This is a genomic window from Mesorhizobium sp. GbtcB19 (genome assembly GCF_019091085.1).
Taxonomy (GTDB): domain Bacteria; phylum Pseudomonadota; class Alphaproteobacteria; order Rhizobiales; family Rhizobiaceae; genus Mesorhizobium.
Window position 1 is genome coordinate 117,075 of sequence record NZ_JAGXJY010000014.1, and the last position, 23,855, is coordinate 140,929.

24 protein-coding genes and 1 tRNA gene are annotated in these 23,855 nt (G+C 64.9%); 12 read left to right on the plus strand and 13 right to left on the minus strand.

Annotated elements, in window-relative coordinates; all coding sequences use genetic code 11:
- The first annotated feature begins 111 nt into the window (after window positions 1-111).
- A complete protein-coding gene (locus tag KVT37_RS22420) occupies window positions 112-819 on the plus strand; it encodes a hypothetical protein (protein ID WP_217577100.1) in 708 nt (235 codons plus the stop codon).
- A gap of 106 nt (window positions 820-925) precedes the next feature.
- Here the strand turns inward: KVT37_RS22420 and KVT37_RS22425 are convergent, their stop codons facing one another.
- From KVT37_RS22425 to KVT37_RS22435, 3 genes are all read right to left on the minus strand, one after another.
- Window positions 926-1,462, minus strand: coding sequence for a hypothetical protein (locus KVT37_RS22425; RefSeq protein ID WP_217577102.1), 537 nt, complete (start codon window positions 1,460-1,462; stop codon window positions 926-928).
- A gap of 406 nt (window positions 1,463-1,868) precedes the next feature.
- Entirely contained in the window at window positions 1,869-2,264 is a 396-nt protein-coding gene (locus KVT37_RS22430; RefSeq protein WP_217577104.1) for a hypothetical protein, read from the minus strand.
- Between the two features lie 400 nt (window positions 2,265-2,664).
- Window positions 2,665-2,739, minus strand: a tRNA-Gly gene (locus KVT37_RS22435).
- Window positions 2,740-2,938: 199 nt separating this feature from the next.
- On the opposite strand from KVT37_RS22435, the gene KVT37_RS22440 reads away from it, so the two are divergent.
- From KVT37_RS22440 to KVT37_RS22455, 4 genes are all read left to right on the plus strand, one after another.
- Entirely contained in the window at window positions 2,939-3,433 is a 495-nt protein-coding gene (locus KVT37_RS22440) for a prolyl-tRNA synthetase associated domain-containing protein (protein ID WP_217577106.1), read from the plus strand.
- 104 nt (window positions 3,434-3,537) lie between these two features.
- Window positions 3,538-4,530 carry a thioredoxin gene (gene trxA / locus KVT37_RS22445; RefSeq protein WP_217577108.1) on the plus strand — a complete coding sequence of 331 codons (993 nt, stop codon included), beginning with the start codon at window positions 3,538-3,540 and terminating at the stop codon, window positions 4,528-4,530.
- Window positions 4,531-4,800: 270 nt separating this feature from the next.
- Entirely contained in the window at window positions 4,801-5,472 is a 672-nt protein-coding gene (locus KVT37_RS22450) for an LON peptidase substrate-binding domain-containing protein (RefSeq protein ID WP_217577110.1), read from the plus strand.
- A 24-nt stretch (window positions 5,473-5,496) separates the two neighbouring features.
- Entirely contained in the window at window positions 5,497-5,742 is a 246-nt protein-coding gene (locus KVT37_RS22455; protein WP_217577112.1) for a Trm112 family protein, read from the plus strand.
- 151 nt (window positions 5,743-5,893) lie between these two features.
- Here the strand turns inward: KVT37_RS22455 and KVT37_RS22460 are convergent, their stop codons facing one another.
- The 4 genes from KVT37_RS22460 to KVT37_RS22470 all read right to left on the minus strand — a co-directional run bounded on the left by KVT37_RS22460 (window position 5,894) and on the right by KVT37_RS22470 (window position 12,412).
- Entirely contained in the window at window positions 5,894-9,232 is a 3,339-nt protein-coding gene (locus KVT37_RS22460; protein ID WP_217577114.1) for an error-prone DNA polymerase, read from the minus strand.
- Window positions 9,229-10,719, minus strand: coding sequence for a DUF6504 family protein (locus KVT37_RS22465; protein ID WP_308642726.1), 1,491 nt, complete (start codon window positions 10,717-10,719; stop codon window positions 9,229-9,231). The genes KVT37_RS22460 and KVT37_RS22465 overlap by 4 nt, the downstream gene beginning before the upstream one ends.
- Complete coding sequence (locus KVT37_RS33500; protein WP_254634190.1) at window positions 10,661-11,665, minus strand: ImuA family protein; 1,005 nt, start codon at window positions 11,663-11,665, stop codon at window positions 10,661-10,663. The genes KVT37_RS22465 and KVT37_RS33500 overlap by 59 nt, the downstream gene beginning before the upstream one ends.
- A 114-nt stretch (window positions 11,666-11,779) precedes the next feature.
- Window positions 11,780-12,412 (minus strand): LysE family translocator, encoded by a 633-nt coding sequence (locus KVT37_RS22470; RefSeq protein WP_217577118.1) that lies wholly within the window; start codon window positions 12,410-12,412, stop codon window positions 11,780-11,782.
- Window positions 12,413-12,538: 126 nt separating this feature from the next.
- Between KVT37_RS22470 and KVT37_RS22475 the strand changes: the two genes are divergently transcribed.
- Entirely contained in the window at window positions 12,539-12,976 is a 438-nt protein-coding gene (locus KVT37_RS22475; protein ID WP_217577120.1) for a metallopeptidase family protein, read from the plus strand.
- 259 nt (window positions 12,977-13,235) lie between these two features.
- On the opposite strand, the gene KVT37_RS22480 is transcribed toward KVT37_RS22475, so the two are convergent.
- Both KVT37_RS22480 and KVT37_RS22485 read right to left on the minus strand, forming a co-directional pair.
- Window positions 13,236-13,442, minus strand: a complete 207-nt coding sequence (locus KVT37_RS22480) for a DUF1737 domain-containing protein (protein ID WP_042645368.1) — start codon at window positions 13,440-13,442, stop codon at window positions 13,236-13,238.
- Window positions 13,443-13,534: 92 nt separating this feature from the next.
- The gene (locus tag KVT37_RS22485) at window positions 13,535-14,413 is read right to left on the minus strand and encodes a CoA ester lyase (RefSeq protein ID WP_217577123.1); all 879 of its coding nucleotides are present in this window, start codon (window positions 14,411-14,413) and stop codon (window positions 13,535-13,537) included.
- A gap of 420 nt (window positions 14,414-14,833) precedes the next feature.
- Here KVT37_RS22485 and KVT37_RS22490 point away from each other — a divergent pair, with 420 nt between their 5' ends.
- The 5 genes from KVT37_RS22490 (at window position 14,834) to KVT37_RS22510 (ending at window position 21,001) form a co-directional block, all read left to right on the plus strand.
- Window positions 14,834-16,495: a DUF4173 domain-containing protein gene (locus KVT37_RS22490; protein ID WP_308642725.1), complete on the plus strand. Its 1,662-nt coding sequence runs from the start codon at window positions 14,834-14,836 to the stop codon at window positions 16,493-16,495.
- A gap of 3 nt (window positions 16,496-16,498) precedes the next feature.
- The gene (locus tag KVT37_RS22495; RefSeq protein ID WP_217577125.1) at window positions 16,499-17,197 is read left to right on the plus strand and encodes a response regulator transcription factor; all 699 of its coding nucleotides are present in this window, start codon (window positions 16,499-16,501) and stop codon (window positions 17,195-17,197) included.
- Window positions 17,185-18,756 (plus strand): ATP-binding protein, encoded by a 1,572-nt coding sequence (locus KVT37_RS22500; protein WP_217577127.1) that lies wholly within the window; start codon window positions 17,185-17,187, stop codon window positions 18,754-18,756. The genes KVT37_RS22495 and KVT37_RS22500 overlap by 13 nt, the downstream gene beginning before the upstream one ends.
- A 70-nt stretch (window positions 18,757-18,826) precedes the next feature.
- A complete protein-coding gene (locus KVT37_RS22505) occupies window positions 18,827-19,993 on the plus strand; it encodes an FAD-binding oxidoreductase (protein WP_217577129.1) in 1,167 nt (388 codons plus the stop codon).
- A gap of 156 nt (window positions 19,994-20,149) precedes the next feature.
- Window positions 20,150-21,001: a hypothetical protein gene (locus KVT37_RS22510; RefSeq protein WP_217577131.1), complete on the plus strand. Its 852-nt coding sequence runs from the start codon at window positions 20,150-20,152 to the stop codon at window positions 20,999-21,001.
- A gap of 59 nt (window positions 21,002-21,060) precedes the next feature.
- On the opposite strand, the gene KVT37_RS22515 is transcribed toward KVT37_RS22510, so the two are convergent.
- The 4 genes from KVT37_RS22515 to KVT37_RS22530 form a co-directional block, all read right to left on the minus strand.
- Window positions 21,061-21,549 carry an SRPBCC domain-containing protein gene (locus KVT37_RS22515; protein WP_217577133.1) on the minus strand — a complete coding sequence of 163 codons (489 nt, stop codon included), beginning with the start codon at window positions 21,547-21,549 and terminating at the stop codon, window positions 21,061-21,063.
- Between the two features lie 201 nt (window positions 21,550-21,750).
- Complete coding sequence (locus tag KVT37_RS22520) at window positions 21,751-22,200, minus strand: SRPBCC family protein (protein ID WP_217577134.1); 450 nt, start codon at window positions 22,198-22,200, stop codon at window positions 21,751-21,753.
- Window positions 22,197-22,517 carry a helix-turn-helix transcriptional regulator gene (locus tag KVT37_RS22525; RefSeq protein ID WP_217577136.1) on the minus strand — a complete coding sequence of 107 codons (321 nt, stop codon included), beginning with the start codon at window positions 22,515-22,517 and terminating at the stop codon, window positions 22,197-22,199. The genes KVT37_RS22520 and KVT37_RS22525 overlap by 4 nt, the downstream gene beginning before the upstream one ends.
- A gap of 100 nt (window positions 22,518-22,617) precedes the next feature.
- Window positions 22,618-23,043 (minus strand): GNAT family N-acetyltransferase, encoded by a 426-nt coding sequence (locus KVT37_RS22530; protein WP_217577138.1) that lies wholly within the window; start codon window positions 23,041-23,043, stop codon window positions 22,618-22,620.
- 150 nt (window positions 23,044-23,193) lie between these two features.
- Here KVT37_RS22530 and leuD point away from each other — a divergent pair, with 150 nt between their 5' ends.
- The gene (leuD, locus tag KVT37_RS22535; RefSeq protein WP_217577140.1) at window positions 23,194-23,799 is read left to right on the plus strand and encodes a 3-isopropylmalate dehydratase small subunit; all 606 of its coding nucleotides are present in this window, start codon (window positions 23,194-23,196) and stop codon (window positions 23,797-23,799) included.
- Window positions 23,800-23,855: the final 56 nt, after the last annotated feature.

A 23,855-nucleotide genomic window follows, 5' to 3' on the forward strand; every position in this document is an offset into this window, starting at 1 on the left:
CTTCCGGCGACTATGCAAAGACTATCATAAACCCGTGATAACAGGGGCTTGAGTCGCGTGAAAGTCAGATATGTCGCCGGCGTGAGCTGGCCGCGCAGCGGGCATCATCTGATGCATCGCCTTGCGCTCGCCTATTTCGGCGGCGACTTCAGATACTGCCTGTTCTACACCAGCGATCCGGCCTGCTGCGGCAGCGCCCCGTGCACGCGCCGGGGCATGAACTTCACGAAAAACCACGACTTCGACCTGTCGGTCCCGATCCTGCCGGACGTGCCCTATCTGATCCAGTGCCGGTCGCTCACGCCGGCGACGATCTCGGACTTCGAGCTGTACCTGCTGGACGGCGCAGAAGACACGAAGGAAAGCTTCCAGGAGTTCGCGCGCATCCGCGCCGAGGGCTGGGCGGCGTTCATGGCCAAGTGGGTCGACAGCCCGGTCCGTTTCGAACGCCTCCTGGTGCGCTACGAGGATCTGGTGGCCGATCCTCATCGGGCGTTCGGCGCGGCCGTGCGGTTCTTCGCTCCGGGCGCGAAGCCGGACCAGGCGCGGCTGGCGCGGGTCATAGAAGGCGAGACCCACGTCGCCGTCACCAAGCAGGACGGTGAAAAGTGGACCGAGAAAGCCGGCGTGAAGGCGTTTCGCAAGGTGGAGTCCTTCCGCTTTTATGACGCCGGCTTCTTCAACGAGCTCGAAAGCGTCGCGCAGGAAAGGCGGCGCAGCCTTGCCGTCGCGCCACAGGCAGGACCGGCAAGAGGTGTGGCCAGGCGCGCGCTCGACGGGCTTGCCCGCTCCGCCCGGCTGGTCGGGATTGGCCGATAGGGCAATTTCAGGAAAAGTGTGTCGCGGTTGGGGGCGGCTTGCCGCAGCACGGAAACGGCGAACCGCTCATCTTCTTGTTTTGGCGCAATTCCGGACGGAAAGCCGCTCACACTTTTCCTGAAATTGCTCTAGCAGCTGGAACCGGCGAATTGCCGGCGCAGCTGATAATTCCCGCATTGGCCAGACCGGCAAGCCGCTCGGCGTCGCTTCGCGCCAGCCCGATCAGCAACCGGTTTTCCAGCTCCGCCGGAAGGTCGGAAACCAAATCGCAGACAAGCCAGTCGTCACACGGATCCCGCACCGCCATGAACCTCACCGGTGCCGCCTGTCGCTTCAGCCCGCCGAGATTTCCGATAAGCGCCGACCGTCGCGGCGCCCGCGGCTGTGATTGCGGGAGGAATTCATTCGCCTGCCGGGCGATCCGCTCGGCCTCTTCGCGCGTCAACCCAAGCAGCAATATGTCCGGCATCCGCGCCGGCAAATCCGACAGCAGATCATACACCATCCATTGGCCGCACGGATCCTGTAAGGCGGTAAACCTCATGACCAATTTTTGTTCTGGTATGCCCCAACGTAACGATTTGCGGGAATGATCCCCGCGAACCTGCCCGGCTGAATTGTCTTCAGCACTTTCAGCAAACAATATAGTCGTCGGGGATCCGGCAAAAGGGGCTCTACAGTCCCTTGAAGATACGACTCAAGTCCGAGGGGCGGCTGACATTGTCGCGTCGATGAACACTGCCTGGATGCGCGAAGTCGAGCGCCTGAAGTTTGCGCGATCTACAGCTCTCGCGATGGTTCGAGCGCAAACCGGTGTCGGGCGCGGCGTTGAAGGCTGCCTGGCCTAAACGCGAAAAGCCGCGGAGAACCGCGGCTTTCCGATTGCTAGATCGCTGGCGAGAAACTGGAGCGGGTGAGGCGATTCAAACGCCGACCCGAAGGATATGCTCTGCCGCCGAGCGGCACCGGCTCGCGCCACTTCCGGACCGCCGGTGGCGCTCAGGCAGGCCTGGTCGCACCGGCGGCCATTTTATGAAGAGCAAATATCGTCAGCCGTTCGGATAGTAGCCGCCGTCGGCGCCGCCGCCCATATAGGTGCCCTGGCCGGTGTCGACCTGAAGCCGCTGGTCCAGATCATTGACCTGGCCCAACATGGAACGGCCTCCGGAGGTCAAGGCGGTGCGCTGGATGGTGTCCGCCTGCTGCATGAGGTCGCGGGCCTGGTCCTGCGTGATCTTGCCGACCTCCCTGGCCTCGCGGATACCCTGTTTCACGCCCAGCAGCTGCTGCATCGCGGCTCTGGCTTCCGGGTCCGCCGGCACCGATGCCGTGGTCGTGGTGTCGACGGGCACTATGCGGTGGCGGTGCACCGCATAGGCGCTCGAAAGCGGTATGGCCGCGAGGATCGAGGCGGCAATGAGCGTTTTGGATGTGAAAGAGCGCATGAGGACTCTCCTTGCGATGGAGAAGCGGTAAAATCGCTTCTGAAACGGGCCGTCTGGTCGCGTCGTGTCGCGGTGTCAGTCACTCATCGCCGGCGGTTCTCGGCCCAGGGCGGATATAGCGGCCGTCCTGGCGTTGAAACGGCCATGGAACGCAAACGTTATCCGAAGTGATCGAAGGTTGGATCGGCGGTCTCGCGCAACGCCGAAGGCGAGGCTTGGAGCCGGATATCGCTCAACGCCGGATATCAACGGCCGGATATCAACGGCCGGATATCAACGATTGTGTGAAGCGAACCGGACCGAGACGGCGGATTGGCGTAGCTTGACCAGTGCCGCCGCCTGAAAATGAAAAAGGCCGGATCGATCCGGCCTTTTCAGTGCTTAATTTCCTTGAGGAAACTGGAGCGGGTGAGGCGATTCGAACGCCCGACCCCAACCTTGGCAAGGTTGTGCTCTACCCCTGAGCTACACCCGCTCGCGCGGCCTCGGGCCGCAAGCCGGGCCTATATGGCCGAAGAGCGCGGCGATTGCAACAGGGAAATGACGGTCTTTTTCCGGCGGCCCGCAAGTGCCTGAATCCAGAGCCGCAAACGTTGGCCCAGCCGGCACGGCCTTGCCGGGATGGCACCGTTCGCCGTAAACGGCATGACGCTTCCCGATGCTGCGAGGACCGAATGCCGAAGACCGAAGCCGAGCTCAACGCCTTTCTTGCCGATCTCGGCATTGCCGTCTCGACGGTGCGGCATCCGCCGCTGTTCACGGTCGCCGATTCGCAGGCCCTGCGCGGTGAAATTCACGGCGGCCACACCAAGAACCTGTTCCTCAAGGACAAGAAGGACAATTATTTCCTGGTCACCGTCGGCGAGGAGGCCGTGGTCGACCTGAAGCAGATCCACCATTTGATCGGCGCGGCCGGCCGGGTGTCGTTCGGCAGACCGGAGATGCTGATGGAGCTGCTCGGCGTCATTCCAGGCGCGGTCACCGTCTTCGGCCTGATCAACGACACGCAGGGCAAGGTCAAGGCGGTGCTCGATCAGGAGTTGATGAACCACGACGTCATCAACGGCCATCCGCTGACCAATGAGGCGACGACCTCGATCGCGGCCGCCGATCTGATCAGATTCGTCGAGGCAACCGGCCACGATCCTGTTATCTTGAAGGTCTCATAATCTCTTGAAAGTCAGGGCCTGATCGCCACATGGAGGGCGGTTCCGAAATCCGACAATGACGCGCCGGGCGCCGACGCCCAGAGCGCGACCGAAAGGGCGACACGATGAGCGACAACAATCCCTATAGCGGCGCGTTTGGCGGCAATGGCGGCCAGTACGCCCAGACGGTGCAATATGGCGGCGGCGACCGCGCCAAGGTTTCGCTGGGCGACGCGCCGGCGGCCGCCGACCTGATCAAGGACACGACGACCGCCACCTTCGCCGCCGACGTCATCCAGGAATCGCGCCGCCAGCCGGTGCTGGTCGATTTCTGGGCGCCGTGGTGCGGGCCGTGCAAGCAGCTGACCCCGCAGCTCGAAAAGGCGGTGCAGGCCGCCGGCGGCAAGGTCAAGCTGGTCAAGATGAACATCGACGACCATCCTTCGATCGCCGGCCAGCTCGGCATCCAGTCCATTCCCGCGGTCATCGCCTTCAAGGACGGTCAGCCGGTCGACGGCTTCATGGGCGCCATTCCCGAAAGCCAGATCACGCAGTTCATCCAGAAGGTCGGCGGCAAGGGCGGCGGCGCGCCGCAGATCGCGGATGCGCTTGCAGCGGCGAGCGAGGCGCGCACGGCCGGCGACGTCCAGACGGCGGCCGACATCTACGACGCGATCCTGGAGCAGGCGCCGGAGACGATCGAGGCGATCGCCGCCTTGGGCGAAATCCTGTTCGATGCCGGCGACACGGAAGGCGCCGAAGCGGTGCTGGCGCGGGCGCCCGAGGACAAGAAGGACGCGCCGGCGCTGGCCGCACTGCGCGCCAAGATGACGCTCGCGGCGGAAGCGGCCGCACTTGGCAATCCGGCGGAGTTCGAGCGCCGGCTCGCCGCCAATCCGGCCGACCATCAGGCGCGCTTCGACCTCGCGATGATCCAGAACGCGCGCGGCGAGCGCAATGCCGCCGCCGACAATCTGCTTTCGATCGTCAAGGCCGACCGAACCTGGAACGATGACGGCGCCAGGGCGCAGCTGCTGAAGCTGTTCGAGGCCTGGGGAATGACCGACGAGGCGACGCTCGCGGCGAGGCGCAAGCTGTCATCGCTGCTGTTTTCGTAGAGCGATCCGGCATTTCACAGAAGCACCGAACCGCTTTAAGGTTTGTTTTGCGCAATTCCAGACGGAAGGCGGCGGGCCTAGCCGATACGCGCTTTTCCTGGGATTGCCCTGAAGTTTTTGCCGACTATCGTGGCCGGCAGACTTGAGCAGCGGGGCATCAGCGCCAGATAAAGGCAGTCTGACCGGTCGCTGTCATTCGAGACGAGTTTGCCGGGGTGAGAGGAGATCGCGGGTCGATGGGCTTGCCGGCTTGGCTTTGGGAGGGTCGCTGTGCGCGTCGGTAACGCACTCTACCGGCTTGCCAAGGATCTGCCGCCGGCGATCCCGGTGTTTCCGCTCGCCGGCGCGTTGCTCTTGCCTGGCGGCCGCATGCCGCTCAACATTTTCGAGCCGCGCTACCTGCAGATGATAGACCAGGCGATGGCCGGCTCGCGGCTGATCGGCATGATCCAGCCCAGCCTCGACGGCGCGTTGCGCGACGATGGCGAGCCGGAACTGTGCAATGTCGGCTGCGCCGGCCGCATCATCTCGCTCGCCGAGACCGGCGACGGCCGCTACCTGATCTCGCTGCAGGGCGTGTGCCGGTTTCGCATCGGGCAGGAACTGACGGCAAAGGCGCCGTTCCGGCAGTGCAAGATCGCGCCGTTTCTGGCCGATCTCGAGGAAGACCCGGCCGCCGCCGAGGTCGACCGGCCGGCGCTGCTCAAGGCGTTTCGCGCCTATCTGCAGGCCAACGATCTCGAGGCGGACTGGGAGAGCGTCAGCCGCGCCGAAAACGGCATGCTGGTCAACGCGCTGTCGATGATGGCGCCCTACGGGCCGGCCGAGAAGCAGGCGCTGCTGGAAGCGCCGGACCTGAAGACGCGCGCCGAGACGCTGATCGCCATCACCGAAATGACGCTGGCGCGCGAGGATGATGAGTTTGGGTCAAGCCTGCAGTAGTTAGCCGGGACGGGGGTTGGTTTCATGGCGGACGGACGTGACGGGCGGAAGGCCGAGGTCGACCCGAAGCTTCTGGAATTGCTCGCCTGTCCGCTGACCAAGGGGCCGCTGACCTGGGACCCCGATCGCGGCGAGCTGGTTTCGCGCGTGGCGAAGCTCGCCTATCCGGTGCGCGACGGCATCCCGATCATGCTGCCTTCGGAGGCGCGCACGATCTCGGCCGAGGACGTGCTGCCGCCTCCGCCGCCGCGGCTGAGCGGGCCGTCGTGAGCAGATCCCGCAAGCGGTAGCGATGCGTTAGCAACTATTCGAGGTGCTGGCGGGACAGCACCCCCCTCTGTCCTGCCGGACATCTCCCCCGCAAGGGGGGAGATTGGCAGCTTGGGCGCCGCGCCCTTCTCTCGACGTCCTCAATCTGTGCCTATTGAAAATTCCGTCCCTTGGGCATGACCTGTTGTGCGGCGCCCAATAGGGCTTCGATGTCCTGATGGACCGGCAGGCCACGGCTTGCAGCGGACTCCGATCCAACCGACCGTTCGGCGGGATTATGTTCGATGACCGGTCGATTGGCGGACTCCAGCAGCACGCTCAGCCATGGAGTCAAATCCTCGATCCGGTCGGCGACGATGTGGATGACGTCCGATTCGTGCTGCAATTTGCCGGTGACGCGGATGAAGCGGGCGCCCATGACGACGGAGCGGAAGCGGTCGAAGATGCGTGGCCAGATGATGACGTTGGCGATCGACTTTTCGTCTTCCAGCGTGAGGAAGATCGCATTGCCCTTGCCCGGACGCTGGCGCACCAGCACCAGGCCGGCGACGGAGACGCGGCGGCCGTCGCGCACCGACGGCAGGTGGGCATTGGGGGTGATGCCGGCCTGGGTCAGCCGCTCGCGCAGGAAGGCGACGGGATGCGCCTTCAGCGACAGGCCGAGCGAGCGGTAGTCGTGGACGACATGCTCGCCGAGCGGCATTTTCGGCAGTTTCGTTTCCGGTTCCAGCTCGCGCAGGTTAAGCGAGGGCTGATCGAACAGCGGCAGTTTTTCGGCGGCGCTCCTGCCGTCGAGGGCGCGCACTTCCCAGAGCGCTGAGCGGCGGTCGAGGCCGATCGAGCGGAAAGCGTCGGCCTGCGCCAGCCTCTCGATCTCGCCGACATCGAGGCCCGAGCGCAGCCAGACATCCCTGACCGAACGATAGCCGTCGCCGCGGCGCGCGACGGCGGCGTCCATGCGTTCCTCGGACAGGCCCTTGATCTGGCGGAAGCCAAGCCGCACGGCATGCGCCGTTTCGATGACGCCGCGCATCGAGGCGTGGCGCTCGAGGATGCGGGACGGATCGAAGGCCTGCCTTTCCAGCGTGCAGTCCCAGACGGAATTGTTGATGTCGACCTCGCGCACCTCGATGCCATGGTCGCGGGCGTCGCGGACGAGTTGGGCGGGCTGATAAAAGCCCATCGGCTGCGCGTTCAGGATCGCGGCGCAGAAGACATCCGGATAAAAGGTCTTGAACCAGCAAGAGGCGTAGACCAGCAGCGCGAAGGAGGCGGCGTGGCTTTCGGGAAAGCCATATTCGCCAAAACCCTCGATCTGCTTGAAGCAGCGCTCGGCGAATTCCTTTTCGTAGCCCCTGCCGACCATGCCGTCGATCATGCGCTGGCGGTAGTTGCCGATGGTCCCGGTGCGCTTGAAAGTCGCCATGGCGCGACGCAACTCGTCGGCCTCGCCCGGCCGGAAGCCGCCGGCGACGATGGCGATCTTCATCGCCTGTTCCTGGAACAGCGGCACGCCAAGCGTTTTGCCGAGAATCTCTTCCAGCTCAGGCTTGGGGTATTCGGCCTTTTCCTTGCCCTGCCGCCGGCGCAGATAGGGATGCACCATGTCCCCCTGGATCGGGCCTGGACGCACGATCGCCACCTCGATGACGAGGTCGTAGAAATCTCTCGGCTTGAGGCGCGGCAGCATCGACATCTGGGCGCGCGACTCGATCTGGAAAACGCCGAGCGTGTCGGCCCGGCAGATCATGTCGTAGACACGCTCATCGGCTTCACGGAGCGTCGCAAGGGTCAACGGCCGGCCATAATCGTCCCGCGCCTGCGGATAATGATCGGTGAGCAAGGTGAAGGCGCGCTTCAGGCAGGTCAGCATGCCGAGCGCCAGCACGTCGACCTTGAGGATCTTCACCGCGTCGAGGTCGTCCTTGTCCCATTCGACCATCTTGCGCTCTTCCATCGCCGTCTTGACGATGGGAACCACCTCGTCGAGCCGGTCGCGGGTGATGACGAAGCCGCCGACATGCTGGGAGAGATGGCGGGGAAAACCCATGATCTCGTTGGCGCGCTCCAGCACCTGGCGCGACAGCGGGTCGGTGCGGTCGAGGCCGCCGGCATTGGCTTCCCTTTCGCCGAGCTCCGAGGTCGACCAGCCCCAGATGGTGCTGGACAGCGCGCTGCGCACGTCTTCCGACAGGCCCATGGCCTTGGCTACCTCGCGCAGCGCCGAGCGGCCGCGATAGCTGATGACGGCAGCGGCCAAGGCGGTGCGCTTGGCGCTGTATTTCTCGTAGATATAGGCGATGACCTCGTCGCGCCTTTCATGCTCGAAGTCGACATCGATGTCGGGTGGCTCGTTGCGCTCCTCGGAGATGAAGCGTTCGAACAAGGTGTCGATGCGTTCGGGGCCGACCTCGGTGATGCCGATGCAGAAGCAGATGATCGAATTGGCGGCCGAGCCACGACCCTGGCAAAGGATGTCCTTGCTGCGCGCGAATTTGACGATGTCGTGGACGGTGAGAAAATAGCGGGCATAGTTCAGGCGCTCGATCAGAGCGAGCTCGCTGTCGATGCGCTGCGTGACATGATCGGGAACGCCGCCCGGATAGCGCACGATGGCGCCTTCGCGCGCCAGGCGTTCGAGCTCGGCCTGCGGCCCGAGCCCGGATTCGGTCGGCTCGTCCGGATAATTGTATTCGAGGTCGCTGAGCGCGAAGGTGAGCTCGTCGGCGAAGCGCAGCGTCTCGGCCAGTGCTTGCGGGTGGCGGCGGAAAAGCCGCGCCATCTCCAGCGGCGGCTTCAGATGGCGCTCGGCATTGGCCGTCAGCTCCAGCCCGACCTCGCAAACCGGCGTGTTGAGGCGGATCGCGGTCAGCACATCCTGTAGCGGGCGGCGCTCGGCGGCATGATAGAGCACGTCATTGGTCGCCAGCAGCGGGACGCGGATATGCTCGGCCATCGCCGCCGCCTGCTCGATGCGGAAGCGGTCATTGCCGCCATAATCCGGCGCCACGGCCAGCCGCAGCGCCGCGCCGAAGCGGTCTTTAAGCCGGCTAATAAGCGCGAGTCTCTCTTCCGCGCCGCCGGACAGATCGGGCAGGAGCGCCAGCGACATCCGGTCGCCCCATTCGAGCAGGTCGCTCAACTCAAGCAGCGTCGCGCCCTTCTCGTTCTCGTCGCGCAGATTGGCTTGCGTCAGCATACGGCAGAGATGCCCCCAACCCTGGCGGTCTCGGGGATAGGCGAGGATGTCCGGCGTGCCGTCGCCGAACACCAGGCGGCAGCCGGGATGGTAGACCATCTTCTCGACCTTGGCCTGCTGCCAGGCGCGCACGACGCCGGCCACCGTGTTGCGATCAGCCAGGCCGATCGAGGCAAAGCCGTAGAACTTCGCCGTGACCACCAGCTCCTCGGGTTTCGAGGCGCCGCGCAGGAAGGAGAAGTTCGACCGGATGCCGAACTCGGCATAGGGGATGACGGTCAGCGCGTTCATGCGAACACCCCATGCATGTACCAGCGCGGCGGCGCGGCCTCCGGGGCGCCGCCGTAGAGGCCCTGGCGGTAGAGCCAGTAGCGGCGCCCCTCGCTATCCTCGATGCGGTAGTAATCGCGGGTCGGCGCCTCTTCCTCGCCGGGCAGCCGGCGCCACCATTCGGCGGCGATGCGCTCCGGCCCCTCGGCGCGGGCGACGCGGTAAAGCGCGCGCCGCCAGCGGAAATTCATCGGTGGACCCTCGGGAATTTCGGTCGCCGGCACCTCGATCGGCTCGGGCGAGCGGAACAGGCGCACCGGCCGCTCCGGCGGATAGATGGTCATTGGCGGGGCTGTTCGGGGTGGCGCCGTCCGTCCGGCCGCCGGGGCGCGCCTTTGCGGCGCTTCGGCGAAAGGCACGGTCTTGACGGCCCGCTCCGGCAGATGGCTTTCGACGACGACCGGCTTCAGCACGGCGGCCTCGCCGAGGCGGGCGCGGACGCGGTCGGCGAACAGCGCGATGTCGGCGTCATCATCGTCCGCCTCGCCGGTCAGGTCGCCTTGAGTCAAGTCGAAGGCAGCGACCGACAGAACGGACAGCCGCACGAGATCGAAGCCGAAACCGGCATCGATATTCTGCTCCAATGCGGTGAGCCGTTCGTGAAACAGTTTCTGGATCAGCCGCGGCTCGCGCAGCGGGCGCGAGGTGCCGACGGCGATGCGGCTGACGGCGCCGTCGACGCGGAAGAGAAGCAGCGCCAGCGTCCTTGCGCCCTCGCCGCGCCGTTCGAGGTCGGCCTTCAGGGCGACGGCAAGCCGGCTTATGAGCCGTTCGATGTCGTCGGTGAGCGTGACCGGCTCGGCAAGGTGGCGTTCGACCGAGAGCGGCGCGACGGGAAGGCGCGGCGACACGGCCTCGTCGAGACGGCCGAGCGCCTGGTCGAGGCGCAAAAGCAAAGCGGCGCCGAAACGGCGGGCGAGCGGCGCGCGCGGTGCCGCCATCACCGCGCCGGCGGTGCGCAGGCCCACACTTTCCAGGCTGGCGCGGGTTTCCGGCGCGATGCGCAGCGCCGACAAGGGCAACGGCGCCAGCAGCGCCTCCTCCTCGCCGCCGGCGACGATGCGGTTGCCGTGGAAGCGCGCCGCCGCCCAGGCGGCGCCCGGCGTGGAGGCGAGGCCGGCGCGGACATCGAAACCCTGCTGGAAGAAGCGGGTGAGAATCTCGTCCTGCATGGCGCGCTCGCCGCCGAACAGATGCGTGCAGCCGGTGACGTCGAGAAACAGCCCGTCCCCGGCGTCGATCGCCACCAGCGGCGTGTAACGGTCGCACCAGTCGGCAAGGCCTTCGAGCAGACGGCGGTCTGCTTCCGGGTCGGCCTCGACCACATCGATCGAAGGGTGCATGGCGCGGGCATCGGCAATGCCCATGCCGCGCTTCAGCTTCAGCGCCTCAGCCCGCTCGTCGAGGGCCGCGATGCGCTGGGTGTTGTTGTCGCGATGGCTGATCACCAATGGCAGATGATGCGAGGGCCGGGAACGCCAGGACCGCCCCAGACGCTGGCGCAGGATCCGCTCCGCGCTGAGATGCGGGAACCACAGCGACAGAATTCTCTGTTCTTTCTGCAAAAGCGTGCTCATCGGGGTTCCACTCCAGTGTGAATTGTCCGGGCAGGGCCGTGCGGCTCTTGCCGATATCGACTTTGAAGGCGGGGTGGCCGATCGAGCCGGCGAGCGGCCCGGCGACCGTTTCGCGGCTTGCCGCCGGCGCCGCCGAAACAATGAGGCGCACCGGGGCCGCGGTGGGGTCGGCCTCGCCGGCCTGGCGCAGCAGCAGCACCGGCCGGTTGGCGCTTTGAGCCCGCGCATGCAGCCGGCGCGTGGCGGTGAGGTCGAGCCGTTGCGGGCTGCCGCGGATCTCGAGGATGACGGCGGCGAAGGCCGTCATGCGGGCCGCCTCCTCGGCGATCCACAGCGCGTCGAGCAGTTTCGGCGCCTCGGAAAACAGCAATTGTTCCGGCTCGATGCCGAACAAGGCGCTCAGCCCTCTGGCATAGGGAAGGCCGGCCTCATGGAAAATTTCCGCCGTGCCGACCCACAGGATCGGCTGGCCCTGCCTCTCCTTGAGGATCAGGCTTACGAGCGACAGCGCGAAACCGGCAACAGTGCCGGCATCGCGGGTCTCCAGGCCATGGATCTCGCTCAGCGCCGCCTTGGGCAGGCCGCCGCCAAGGGCGGTGTCGAGCCGCTCGATGCCGGTGTGCAGGAAGGCGTCCGCCGCGGCCACGGCAAGACCGCGCCGGATGATCGTCATGTCCGGCGTCATGCCCGATCCAGTGGCATGGATAGGCGCGCCAGGCGCCGGCGCCTGCAGGCGCTCGGGCAGCGTTCCTTCGATCTTCGCGATCTGGCGGCGCAGGGCAAAAACAGTGTCCCGCGCCACGGCGCTCATCGCCATGACGTTCACTTCCGGCAGCAATTGTTCCTGTTATGTTCTTATAGATTCCAGAGGCGCCCGGAAGAGTCAAGCAGAGTCACAAGGAATTTATTCCTTAAGGATTTCGCCCTGATTTCAACGCTGGCCGCCGAAGGCCAGCCGTGCCGCCAGTCCCGCGAAGACGGTTCCGAGCAGGATTTGCGGCGCGCGCCGAAACCGCGTGCGCCGCGACAGGGCGGCGCCGATCCGGCTCGCGGTCAGGATGACCAGCCCGTTGACCAGCAGCCCGATCAGGTTGAGGACGGTCGCCAGCATCAGGATCTGGCCCGCGACGGACCCCGTTTCGGGGTGCACGAATTGCGGGAACAGCGCCAGCACGAACAGCGCCATCTTCGGGTTGAGCAGATTGGTCAGCAGGCCCTGCCGGAAGATGCGCGCCCGCGAATAGCGCGGCAGGCCGGCGACCGGCGCGAGCGACGTCCCGTCGGAACGGAATGCCTTCCAGGCGAGATAGGCGAGGTAGGCGGCGCCGGCATAACGCACGATGTCGTAAGCGATCGGCGCCGCCAGGAACAATTGCGACAGGCCGAAGGCGGCGGCCAGCGCATGGCAATAGGTGCCGGCGGCGATGCCGGCATAGGTCGCAAGGCCCGACGCGCGCCCCTGGCTGGCGCTGCGCGAGGCGATCAGCAACATGTCCGGCCCCGGCGTGGCGGTCAGCGCGAGGCAGGCGATGGCGAAAAGTCCGAGGGTGGAAAGGTCCGGCATGAGAACTCCTGAATCATGGCCGGAACCGAGCGATAGCCGATTCACAAAGGATTCGAAACCAGGAATTGCCGGCTCATTTGCCTCTATCGGCGCGAAAGCCTATATGCCGGGATCAAAGGACATTTCATGGCCCGTATCTACAAGACACGCACCTGGCACGACCAGCTCTCGCCGTCGATGGACGAGATGGAGCTTCTGGCGCTGGAGACCTATGCCCATCTGCCGGAAGAGTTCCGCAAGCTCACCGGCGAGATCATCATCCAGATCGCCGATTTCCCGACCGACGAGATCATGGACGACCTGTCGCTGGAGACGCCCTTCGACCTGCTCGGCCTGTTCGAGGGGCGCGGCATCGCCGAGCGCTGGAACCCGCAGACCGGCGAGGGCCCGAACCGCGTCACGCTCTATCGCCGCGCCATCCTCGATTACTGGGCCGAGAACGAGGAGACGCTGGGCGACATCGTCACCCATGTGCTGATCCACGAGATCGGCCACCATTTCGGCCTGTCGGACGACGACATGGAGCGGATCGAGGAGGCCGCCGAGCAGGTGGCGCCGGGCTGAGCGCAGATCGTCACCCCAGGCAATTCGTCATCCACGGGCGGAGCAAGGAGCGAAGCGACGCGCGCAGACCCGAGGATCCATTCCGTGACATACGAGCGTTGCAGCGGTTCAGAAGTCATGCTGCCTTTTACCGACAGAACACGATAGCCTGCGGCGTCGCACTCTTCGGTTCAGGTAACGGCATGGATCCTAGGGTCTGCGCGCCGCTTCGCGTCGCTCCGCCCTAGGATGACGAAGTTGGAGGGGCCGCCCTTTCTACCTACCAGTCACTCAGCTTGGTGTCGGCTGTGTACTCCTGGCCTTCGACGTCCTTCACCACGGCCTGGCCGCAGCGCATCGACTTGGTCTTCTTGTCATAGGCGTAGGTCGGCGAGCCGAACAGATGCCAGCCCTTGTTCAGCGCAGCGGTGACCTTGTGGCAGAAAGTTGCGTCGTCCGGACCGGACAGAAAGCGGTAGAGTTTCATTTTTCGTCTCTGATCGTGATTGTCTCAAGTCTAAGCATGTCGTTTTCCCAAAATCGCCGCGCACTTTTGGGCGACATGCATCAGCCGGCGCATCATGCGCCGATGATCGCGGCCTTCGCCAGAAGTTTCTCGGCTTCGGCCAGATGCAGCCGCTCGACCATGCGGCCATCCATCGCAATGACGCCCTTAGCGGTATTTTCCGGCCGCGCGAACGCGTCCCTGATGGCAAGGGCCTTGGCCAGCGCCTCGGGCGACGGCGAAAAGGCGCGGTTCGCCGCCTCGATCTGGGCAGGATGGATCAGCGACTTACCGTCAAAGCCCATGGCCGCCCCTTCAGCGCATTCGCCGGCCAGGGCATCGAGGTCGCGAAAGTCGTTGGCGACACCGTCGATGACGTCGAGGCCGCCGGCGCGGGCGGCGAGCACCAGCTGCAGCAGCCAGGGCATCAGATAGCGCCGGTCGGGCGTTGCCAGAACGCCGGTGCTCTTCACCAGGTCATTCGTTCCGGCAACGAAACAAGCCAGGCGCGACGCCGGGTCGCGGCCGAGCTCGGCGATGGCGCCGATGTTGAGCAGCGCCTTGGGCGTCTCGACCATCGCCCATAGTCTCACGCTGTCCGGCACGAAATTGTCGTCGAGCAGGTCGCCGGCTTCGAGAATGTCGCGCGGCGTGCCGATCTTGGGCAGAAGGATGCCGTCGGGCTCGGTCTTGGCCACGGCCAGAAGATCGTCGGCGCCCCATTCGCTGGCGAGCGGATTGATGCGCACCACCATCTCGCAATGCCGTTCGGGGCCGGCGAGGATGCCGGCAACCTTGTCGCGCGCCGCAGCCTTATCGGCCGGCAGGACGCCGTCCTCGAGGTCGATGATGACGGCGTCGCAGGCAAGCGAGGCGAGCTTGGCGAGCGCCTTGTCGTTGGAGGCCGGGATGTAGAGCACCGAGCGGCGCGGGCGGTAGGTGGCGACGGTCATGACCGATCTATGCCGGGTGATGGCGGGTGAGGCAAGGCGGAGCCCCTCAAGGGACAGGACAATCGCACATGGCGGCGCCAGCCCCCGCTCCGTCTCGGCGCTGCGCGCCGAGCCACCTCTCCCCCACTTTGTGGGGCGAGGAAACGCCAACCGCCGAGGCGGCGCCCTTCGCAAGCTTGGGTTCCTCTCCCCCGCCAGAGGCGGGGGAGAGGTGGCTCGGCGAAGCCGAGACGGAGAGGGGGAGCGCCCTATGCGATTATCCTGTCTCAGCGCAACCTGCCTGCACCAAATCTGCAAATCCTTGCTGAAAAGCTCCGGGATTCCGCCGCGCGCTTTCCGCACGGGCCGGCGAAACAGCGGCATGCGAACACGTCACACATCCCGCTGGTCCCTGCCGCGCCGACTCCGAACTGAAGGCTGGTGGCTGGTCGAGCCGCAAGGGCGGCGCATCACGGCGACGGTCCTCCCCTTCAGATCGCGGCCGGCATGCGCCGGCGGCACCACGACAGCAGCCAGGAAGGCGCGGCGATGACGACGATGACCATAACGGCACCGGTGATGAAGGCATCGCTTGTCCCGAGCTATTGCCGCCGCGTCGGCGCCGCCTTGCTGCTGGTGGCGCTGGCCGATTTTCTTTTCTACGGCCAGCCGGCCGGCATCAGCGTCTTCATCTTCGCCATCGTGCTTGCGGCCGCCGTCGTCGCCATGCATCCGACAGCGTTGAACAATGCCAGGGTGTGGCTCAAGCCGGCGGCGCTGTTTGCGGCACTTTTGCCGCTTGTCGAAAATGTCAGCCCGCTTTCGCTGCTGGTCGCGGTTGCAGCACTTGCGATCTTTGCGCTGTCGCTGGCCGGCCGACTGCGGACGAGGCCTGCACGCATCGCACGCCAGCTCGGTCTGTTCCTGCTCGCAGCACCTTTCCGCTTCGCGCGAGACTTCTTCCGCTGGCGCAAGGTGGCGCGCCAGCTCGGGCAGCGGCGCATCCGGCTGGCGGCCATCGCCGTCTGGGTCATGCCGCTGACGCTCGGCGTCGTCTTCCTCGCGCTGTTCGGCGCCGCCAATCCGATCATCGAGCATTGGCTGTCGCTGATCGATCTCTACGCGCTGCTCGAGAAAATCGAGATCGCGCGGCTGATCTTCTGGCTGGTCGTGCTGGCCGGCGTCTGGGCGTTCCTGCGGCCGCGTCTGCCGCGCTTCGTCTCCCGCCTCAGGCGCATCCTGCCTACGGCGCGCGTGGCGCGGCCCGCGCGGACATCCGCCGAGGACGTCCTCTTCGGCAAGGCGGCGATCCTGCGCGCGCTGATCGTCTTCAACGCGTTGTTTGCCGTACAGAGCGCGCTCGATGCCACCTATCTGTGGGGCGGTGTCGCACTCCCCGACAGGCTGACCTATGCCGCCTACGCGCATCGCGGCGCCTATCCGCTGGTCGCCACCGCACTGCTTGCCGCCGGCTTCGTGCTGGCGGCGCTGCGCTCGGGCAGCGAGACGTCGCGGGATCCGCTGATCCGCGGGCTCGTCTATCTCTGGGTGGCGCAGAACATCGCGCTGGTGATCTCCTCCATACTGCGGCTCGACCTCTATATCGGCGTCTACGCACTCACCTATCTGCGCGTCGCCGCCTTCGTCTGGATGGGGCTGGTGGCAGCGGGGCTGGCGCTCATCATCATCCGCATCGCGCTTCAAAAATCCGGCGAATGGCTGCTCTCCGCCAATCTTCTGACGCTTTCGGCGACGCTTTATGCCTGCTGCTTCGTCAACTTCGCAGCAACCATCGCCAACTACAATGTCGACCATTCCTACGAGATGACTGGAAAGGGCGTTCCCCTCGACATCTGGCATACACGTTCGCTCGGCCCGAACGCCTTGCCGGCTCTCGGGCGCTATTTCGAGCATCAGAAGAAAACATTCCCCGATCGCGCGGTCGGCGACGGGCCCGACGCGATGACCGAATTCCACTATCGCACGGCGCAGAAAAACTGGCGGGCCTGGAGCTTTCGCGACTGGCGGCTGCTGCGCACTCTCGACAAGCACGGCCCGCTTGCTAATCCTGCCGTCACCGAACCATACGCACCGGGCCGCTGATCGATGCCACACAACATCCTCGTCGCCGACGACGACCCGCATATCCGCGAGATCATCTGCTTCGCGCTGGAAAAGGCCGGCATGAAGACGGCCGCCGTGGCCGACGGCGCCGCGGCGCTGCAGGCGGTTGAGCGCCGCGCGCCCGACCTCATCGTGCTCGACATAGGCATGCCGGAGATGGACGGGCTGGAGGTCTGCCGGCGGCTCAGGCAAAAATCCGACGTGCCGGTGCTGTTCCTGTCCGCACGAGATGAAGAAATCGATCGCATCCTCGGGCTCGAAATGGGCGGTGACGACTACGTCACAAAACCGTTCAGCCCGCGCGAGCTGGTCGCCCGCGTCAACGTCATCCTGCGGCGCGCGCGCCCGGCCGCCGTCGAGGAAGAGGCGGACGACCGCGCGTTCGCGCATGGCAAGCTCATGCTTGTCCCGGCAAGCCATGCGGCAAGTTTCGACGGCAAGCCGCTCACCTTGACGGCGATCGAATTCGCGATCCTGAAAGGTTTTCTCGCCCGTCCGCAGCACGTGCTCGGCCGCGACGCGGTGATGGCCAATGCCTATGCCTCCAACATCCATGTCTCGGAACGCACCGTCGACAGCCACATCCGCAACGTGCGGGCCAAGCTGGCGGCGGTCGGCTGTCTCGATGCGATCGCCACGGTGCATGGCGTCGGCTTCCGGCTCGGCCGATGCGGTGGTTGAGCAAGGAAAGGTGGCGGCCGCGGCTCGCCACCGTCGTCATCGCCATCCTGATCGTGGTCATGGCGCTGCCGCTGGTCGGGCTGTTCTTCTTCCGGCTCTATGAGAACCAGCTGATCCGGCAGACCGAGGGCGAGCTGATCGCGCAAGGCGCCGTCGTCGCCGCGATCTATGCCAGTGAGGTGCGCGCGGCCGGCATCGCCCCGGAAAAACTCGGCGCGCCGGTCTCGGCCGATCCGGCACGGGACAACAACTATCCCTACGACCCGATCGAGCCGCGCCTCGACCTTGCCTATGACGATGTCATGCCGTCGCGGCCGGCGTCGCTTCCCGCCACCCCCGATCCCGCCTTCACGGCAATAGGCGCGCGGCTCGACGGCATTCTGGACGAGACGCAGAAAACCACGCTTGCCGGCTTCCGGCTGCTCGACCCGCGCGGCGTGGTGATTGCCGGCGGCGACGAGGTCGGCCGGTCGCTCGGTGAAATCGAGGAGGTGCGGACCGCGCTTTCCGGCGCCTATGCCAGCGAGCTGCGCCTGCGTATTCCCGATCAGCCGGCGCCGCCGCTCTATTCGGTGAGCCGCGGCACCAAGGTGCGCGTCTTCGTCGCCATGCCGGTCGAGGTCGACGGCCGTGTCGCGGGCGTGGTCTATCTGTCGCGAACGCCGAACAACATCGTCAAGCATCTTTATGGCGAGCGCGGCAAGGTGACGTTGGCGGCCATCGCCATCCTCGGCGGCACGCTGCTGATCGCGCTGGTGTTCATCCGCACCGTCAGCCGGCCGATCTACGCGCTGATCGAGCGCACGAAGCGCATCGCCGCCGGCGACCGCGACGCGATCCGGCCGCTCGACCATCACGGCACACGCGAGATGGCGGCGCTGTCGACGGTCTTTCTCGACATGGCGACCAAGCTGCAGGCGCGCTCCGACTCGATCCAGACCTTCGCCACCCATGTCTCGCATGAACTGAAATCGCCGCTGACGGCGATCCAGGGCGCGGCCGAATTGCTGCGCGATTCCGGCGGCGCGATGGACGAGGCCGAGCGCAAGCGCTTCTCCAACAACATCGTCACCGATGCCGGACGGCTCAATCTCTTGGTGCGCCGGCTGCTCGACCTGGCGCGCGCCGAAAACCTGGCGCCGAGCGGCGAAAACACGACGCTCAGCGCCGCGCTGGCGCTGCTGCCGATCGACACCAGGCTGGAGACGCGGATCGAGGGCGACCGCGATACCGGCCTCGGCATCTCGGCCGAGAATCTCGGCATCGTGCTCGCCAACCTCATCGACAATTCGGCAAGGCACGGCGCCCGGCAGGTGGCGATCCATGCCTCGGCCGCGGGCGAGCGCGCGCTGGTCCAGATCGGCGACGACGGCGACGGCATTTCGGCGGCCAACCGCGGGAAAATCTTCGAGCCGTTCTTCACCACGCGGCGCGAGAGCGGCGGCACCGGCATGGGGCTCGGCATCGTGCTGGCCCTCCTGAAAGCGCATGATGGCACGATCAGGCTGGTTGACACCGAGCGCGGCACGCGCTTCGAGATCGACCTGCCGGTTGCGTGACAACGCAGGCGGTTTTCTACGCAATTCCGGACAGATATTTTCCCTGGAATTGCTCTGGATCGGAGAAAAAATGCGCTACGACATCGTCATCATCGGCGGGGCCATCGTCGGGTCCTCGGTCGCCTATTATCTGCGCGAGGAAGGCTTTACCGGCTCCATCGCGCTGATCGAGCGCGATCCGCAATTTTCCCATGCGGCGACGACGCTGTCGCTGGCCTCGATCCGCCAGCAATTCTCGATCCCCGAAAACATCCGCCTGTCGCAGTTCACGCTGAAACTGTTCCGGCGGCTGAAGGAGACTTTTGGTCCCGATGCCGATATCGGCTTTCGCGAGGGTGGCTATCTGATCCTTGCCGGCGAGGCCGGGCTGCCGATCCTGAAGGCCAATCACGAAACGCAGGTCGCCGAGGGCGCCGATATCCTGCTCGAGGATGCCGACCAGCTGGCGCGCCGCTTCCCCTGGCTGTCGGTCGAAGATGTCTCCGCCGGCGCCTTTGGCCGCAGCGGCGAGGGCTGGTTCGACGCGCATGCGATGCTGACGCTGTTCCGCAAGGCGCTGCGCGACAAGAAGATCGATGTCATCACGGCTTCCGCCACCGGCATCGCGCGCGAGGGCAATCGCGTCACCGGCGTGGTGCTCGACAACGGTGAGACGCTCGAAGCCGGCATCGTCGTCAACGCCGCCGGGCCGAATGCCGGCAAGGTCGCGGCTTTTGCCGGGCTGGCGCTGCCGGTCGAGCCGCGCAAGCGCAACGTCTTCGTCTTCGAGGCGCGCGAGAAATATGCCGACATGCCGCTGCTGGTCGATCCGTCGGGCATCTATGTGCGGCCGGAGGGCTCGGTCTATCTCACCGGCGGCGCCGAGCCGGAAGAAGGTGACGTTGCACCCGATCCCAAGGACTTCGACGTCAACTGGCCGCTGTTCGAAGAGGTGATCTGGCCGACCTTGGCCACCCGCATCCCGGCTTTCGAGGCGATCAAGCCGACGCGCGCCTGGGTCGGGCATTACGACTACAACACGCTCGACCAGAACGCGGTGATCGGCCCGCATCCCGAGGTGGAGAACTTCCTGTTCGCCAACGGCTTTTCCGGCCACGGCCTGCAGCAGGCGCCGGCGGTCGGCAAGTCGATCGCCGAGCTCGTCATGCATGGCGGGTATCGGACCATCGATTGCACGGCGTTCGGCTACAGCCGTGTGGCGGAGGGACGGGCGTTCCGGGAGCTGAACGTGATTTGACCGGAAAAGCCGGCCGGCGAACCCGGTCTTGTCGACAAAAGCCGTTGCTTCTCTTGTGCCGTGTCATATTAGTCTGAGCTTTATCGGCGCTCGGGGAAACCATTGCTTAAAAACGCTGTCGAAGATTTTCGGCGCACAAGGGGAGTCCAGTTTCTCTTGGGCCTTCGCCACGAGATCCTGTACCGCCAGTTCCTGGCAAGCGCCGCGTCGAAAGGCAGGGCATTCGCCAGAGGCCTAGGCGAAACCGAGCGGAATTATTGCTTCACCATCGCGTTCAACACGCCATGGATCATAGACGTGCTCACCAAGGCCTGGCAGGTCTTCCCAACCGGGACGAGGCTCGTGGTGATCGACAATTCGTCGAAGCAGGATGCGCGCGCTTCGATCGAGGCAATCTGCGCGCGGCGCGGGGTCGCCTATTTCGGGCTGCCTCGGAATTTTGAAGCGAACCCTTCCAGATCACACGGCGTCTCCCAGACCTGGGCCTTCCACAACATCGTCAAGCACCTCAAACCCGACATGTTCGGATTCATCGATCACGATTGCTTCCCGATCGGGCCGATCGATATCGCGAAACGGGTCGGACGCAAGATCGGCTACGGGGCGCCGCTGCATGCCAGGTCGAGCTACCTCTACAAGGCAGCCGAGGACGAGCCAGGCTGGTATTACTGGGCCGGCCTCTGCTTCTACAATTTCGCCGCCGTCGAGCATGCGAAGCTCGATTTCAGAAATCGGCTCGACATCGGAATGGATACCGGAGGGGGTAACTGGCCGGTGCTGTATTCGAAGCATCCCGTCGGGGAATTCGAGATGGCCCGGAAAAATCGCCTCACAGTCAACGTCGGTGGGACAATCGCCGACTACGAGCTGTATGACGAGGTCCTCTTCCATGTCGGCGGCGCGTCCTACCGCTCGGGCGCGAAAAGCCCGGACTATCGACGCCTGCTGTCGGACCATATCTGGAACACCTATCTCGACGGAACCCAGGATCGCCTGGTCTCCATCTGAGCTTAGTCGAGCGACGCGCCTCTTCAGGCCTTGTTGTTTCACGGAAGCGCCTAACCGCTTCACATTTTTCCTGGATTCGCTTCCAAATACTGTTGCAGCCAGCCAAGAACGCGCGCCCAGCCCTCGGCATGCTCGGCCGCCGCGTCCGGGAAACCGGCAAATCCGCCATGGCAGATGGTGAGCCGCGTGCCGCCGGCGATCGGCTCCAGTAGATAGGCGAGCGTCGTTTCGTGACGGCCCAGCGTCGGGTGGTCCCAATCGTAGCGCCTCGTCTGCACGATCCGGCGCGGCGTCTCGACTTCGAGAAATGTCCCGCTGGCGGGCAGGTGGCTGCCATCAGAGGTCTCCACGATGACACTCCAGCGTCCGCCGACGTGAAGATCGGCGGCCCAGTCGGTCATGCGGTAGGTTTCTGACGAGCCCCACCAGCGCTCGACCTCCTTGGTGACGAGCGCCGCGATGACCTGGCCCGGCGAAGCGGGAAGTTCGGCCGAGGCCATGACCGTGTCGGCATTCGCCATGGCCTGCGGCAAGGACAAGTGAAGCATAAGTCCACCTTTTTCGCCTATTGTCTCGTATCCGAAACGATCTCTTGTCTTGCGTAATTCCGGGCGGAAAACCGCTGCGCCCTTTTCCTGGAATTTGCTCTAGAGCGTTTCACCGTTTCACGGAAACGGCGAACCGCTCTACCTCTTTGTTTTGACGCAATTCCAAACGGAAAACCGCTCACACTTTTCCTGGAATTTGCTCTAGCCCTTCGACGGCGGGCGCTCGAAGCCTTTGCCGGTCTCGAGCAGGCTCTTCAGGCTCGCCAGCACCAGCGGCCAACCCTTGGCGACGTTGGGGATCAGGCTGTGCGGGCCGTCGGCTTCGTGGGTCACGGCGAGCTTCATCAATTCGCCGTCCGGCTCGATGGTGAAGGTGCAGCGCGTGTAGCCGTCCTCCTTCACCTCGGGCAGCCATTCGTTGCGCCACTTGATCACCAGGCGCTTGGGCGGATCGATCTCCAGGATCTCGCCGGAGTCGGCGACCCGGCCGTCGGGAAAGATCAGCTTCCAGCTCGAGCCGACCTTCCAGTCGCTCTCCTGATAGGAGCAGAGGAAGAACTGCCGGTTGAATTCCGGATCGGTCAGCGCCTGCCAAAGTTTTTCGGGCGTCGTGCGGATATAGGTGACATAGACGAAGCTGTTCTCGCTCACGGCTCTTCCCTTTCAAGGCGTTGCTTCAGGTCGCTCAATGCATTGAGCCGATGGCGCTCGAACTTGCCGATCCAGCGCTCGGCGATCTCGTTGATCGGAACCGGGTTGAGATAGTGCTCCTTCTCCCGGCCGCGGCGCATGGTGGTGACGAGGTTCGCTTCTTCGAGGATCGCCAGATGCTTGGTCACCGCCTGCCGCGTCATCTCCATGTGCTCGCAGAGCGCGTTCAGCGTCTGCCCGTTCCTGGCGTAGAGGCTGTCCAGCAGTTGCCGGCGGGTGGGGTCGGCCAAAGCGCGAAAGACAGCATCCATGCTCATGACCTTAATATGCAACCATTTGGTTGCATGTCAAGCGGCACGACAAAATTCGACCGATCACATGCCTGTGAGCCGATCAGCACTTTTCGGCAAGGAGGGATCAGCTTTTGCGACCGAACCAGAAGGCGTCGGTCATGCGTGTCATACCGATGCGCTCGTAGAAACCGACGGCGTCTGGCATCGAGATCAGGCTGATGGCGACTGATGGGCCGAGCTGGCGACGCGCCTCGTCCATCAGGCCCTTGCCGACGCCAAGCCCCTGCGCCGACGCGGATACCGCGAGGTCCGAGATGTAGCAAACCCAGGAGAAGTCGGTCATGCCGCGGGCAATGCCGAGCAGCGGCTTGCCCTCGACATCGAGCCGTGCGGTCAGCACCAGGTTGGCGTTGTCGAGCATGGTTTGCAGCCGGGCCTCGTCGTCGACGGGCCGCACCTCGCCAAGGCCGGATTCCACCAGCACGCGGCGGAATTCGGCGACGTCGAGCGCCGGCTCGCTGGCGTAGAGGACTTTGGAAGGCACAGTCATTCCGATCAAAGTGGCGCAGTCGGCGGCGTTTTGAAAGCGATCGGTGCCGATCTTGTGTTCGATGGCCCAAACCCAACCGCCAACACCTGCCTTTCATTTGCCCGGCGCTTTGTGTAAACGATGCCCCAGCTATCAAGATAGGCAAAGACCATGGACAAATTCACCAAGCTCACCGGCGTCGCCGCGCCCATGCCGATCGTCAACATCGACACCGACATGATCATCCCGAAGGATTATCTGAAGACGATCAAGCGCACCGGGCTTGGCAGCGGCCTGTTCGCCGAGATGCGCTACAATGAAGACGGTTCGGAGAACCCGGATTTCGTGCTCAACAAGCCGGCCTATCGCAAGGCGCAGATACTGGTCGCCGGTGACAATTTCGGCTGCGGCTCGAGCCGCGAGCATGCGCCGTGGGCGCTGCTCGATTTCGGCGTGCGCTGCGTGATCTCGACCTCGTTCGCCGACATCTTCTACAACAACTGCTTCAAGAACGGCATCCTGCCGATCACCGTCAGCCCGGAAGACCTGGACAAGCTGATGGACGACGCCTCGCGCGGCTCCAACGCCACGCTGTCGATCGATCTCGAAGCCAAGGAAATCCGCGGGCCCGATGGCGGCGTGGTCAAGTTCGACCTCGACGATTTCAAGCGCCACTGCCTGCTCAACGGCCTCGACGATATCGGCCTGACCATGGAGAAGGCCGGCGCCATCGCTTCGTTCGAGAAGAAGAACGCCGAGCTGCGCCCCTGGGCCTGAGCGGCCTGAAGCACCGAGACAGATAGACCCGGCCGTAAACGGCCGGGTTCGTGGCG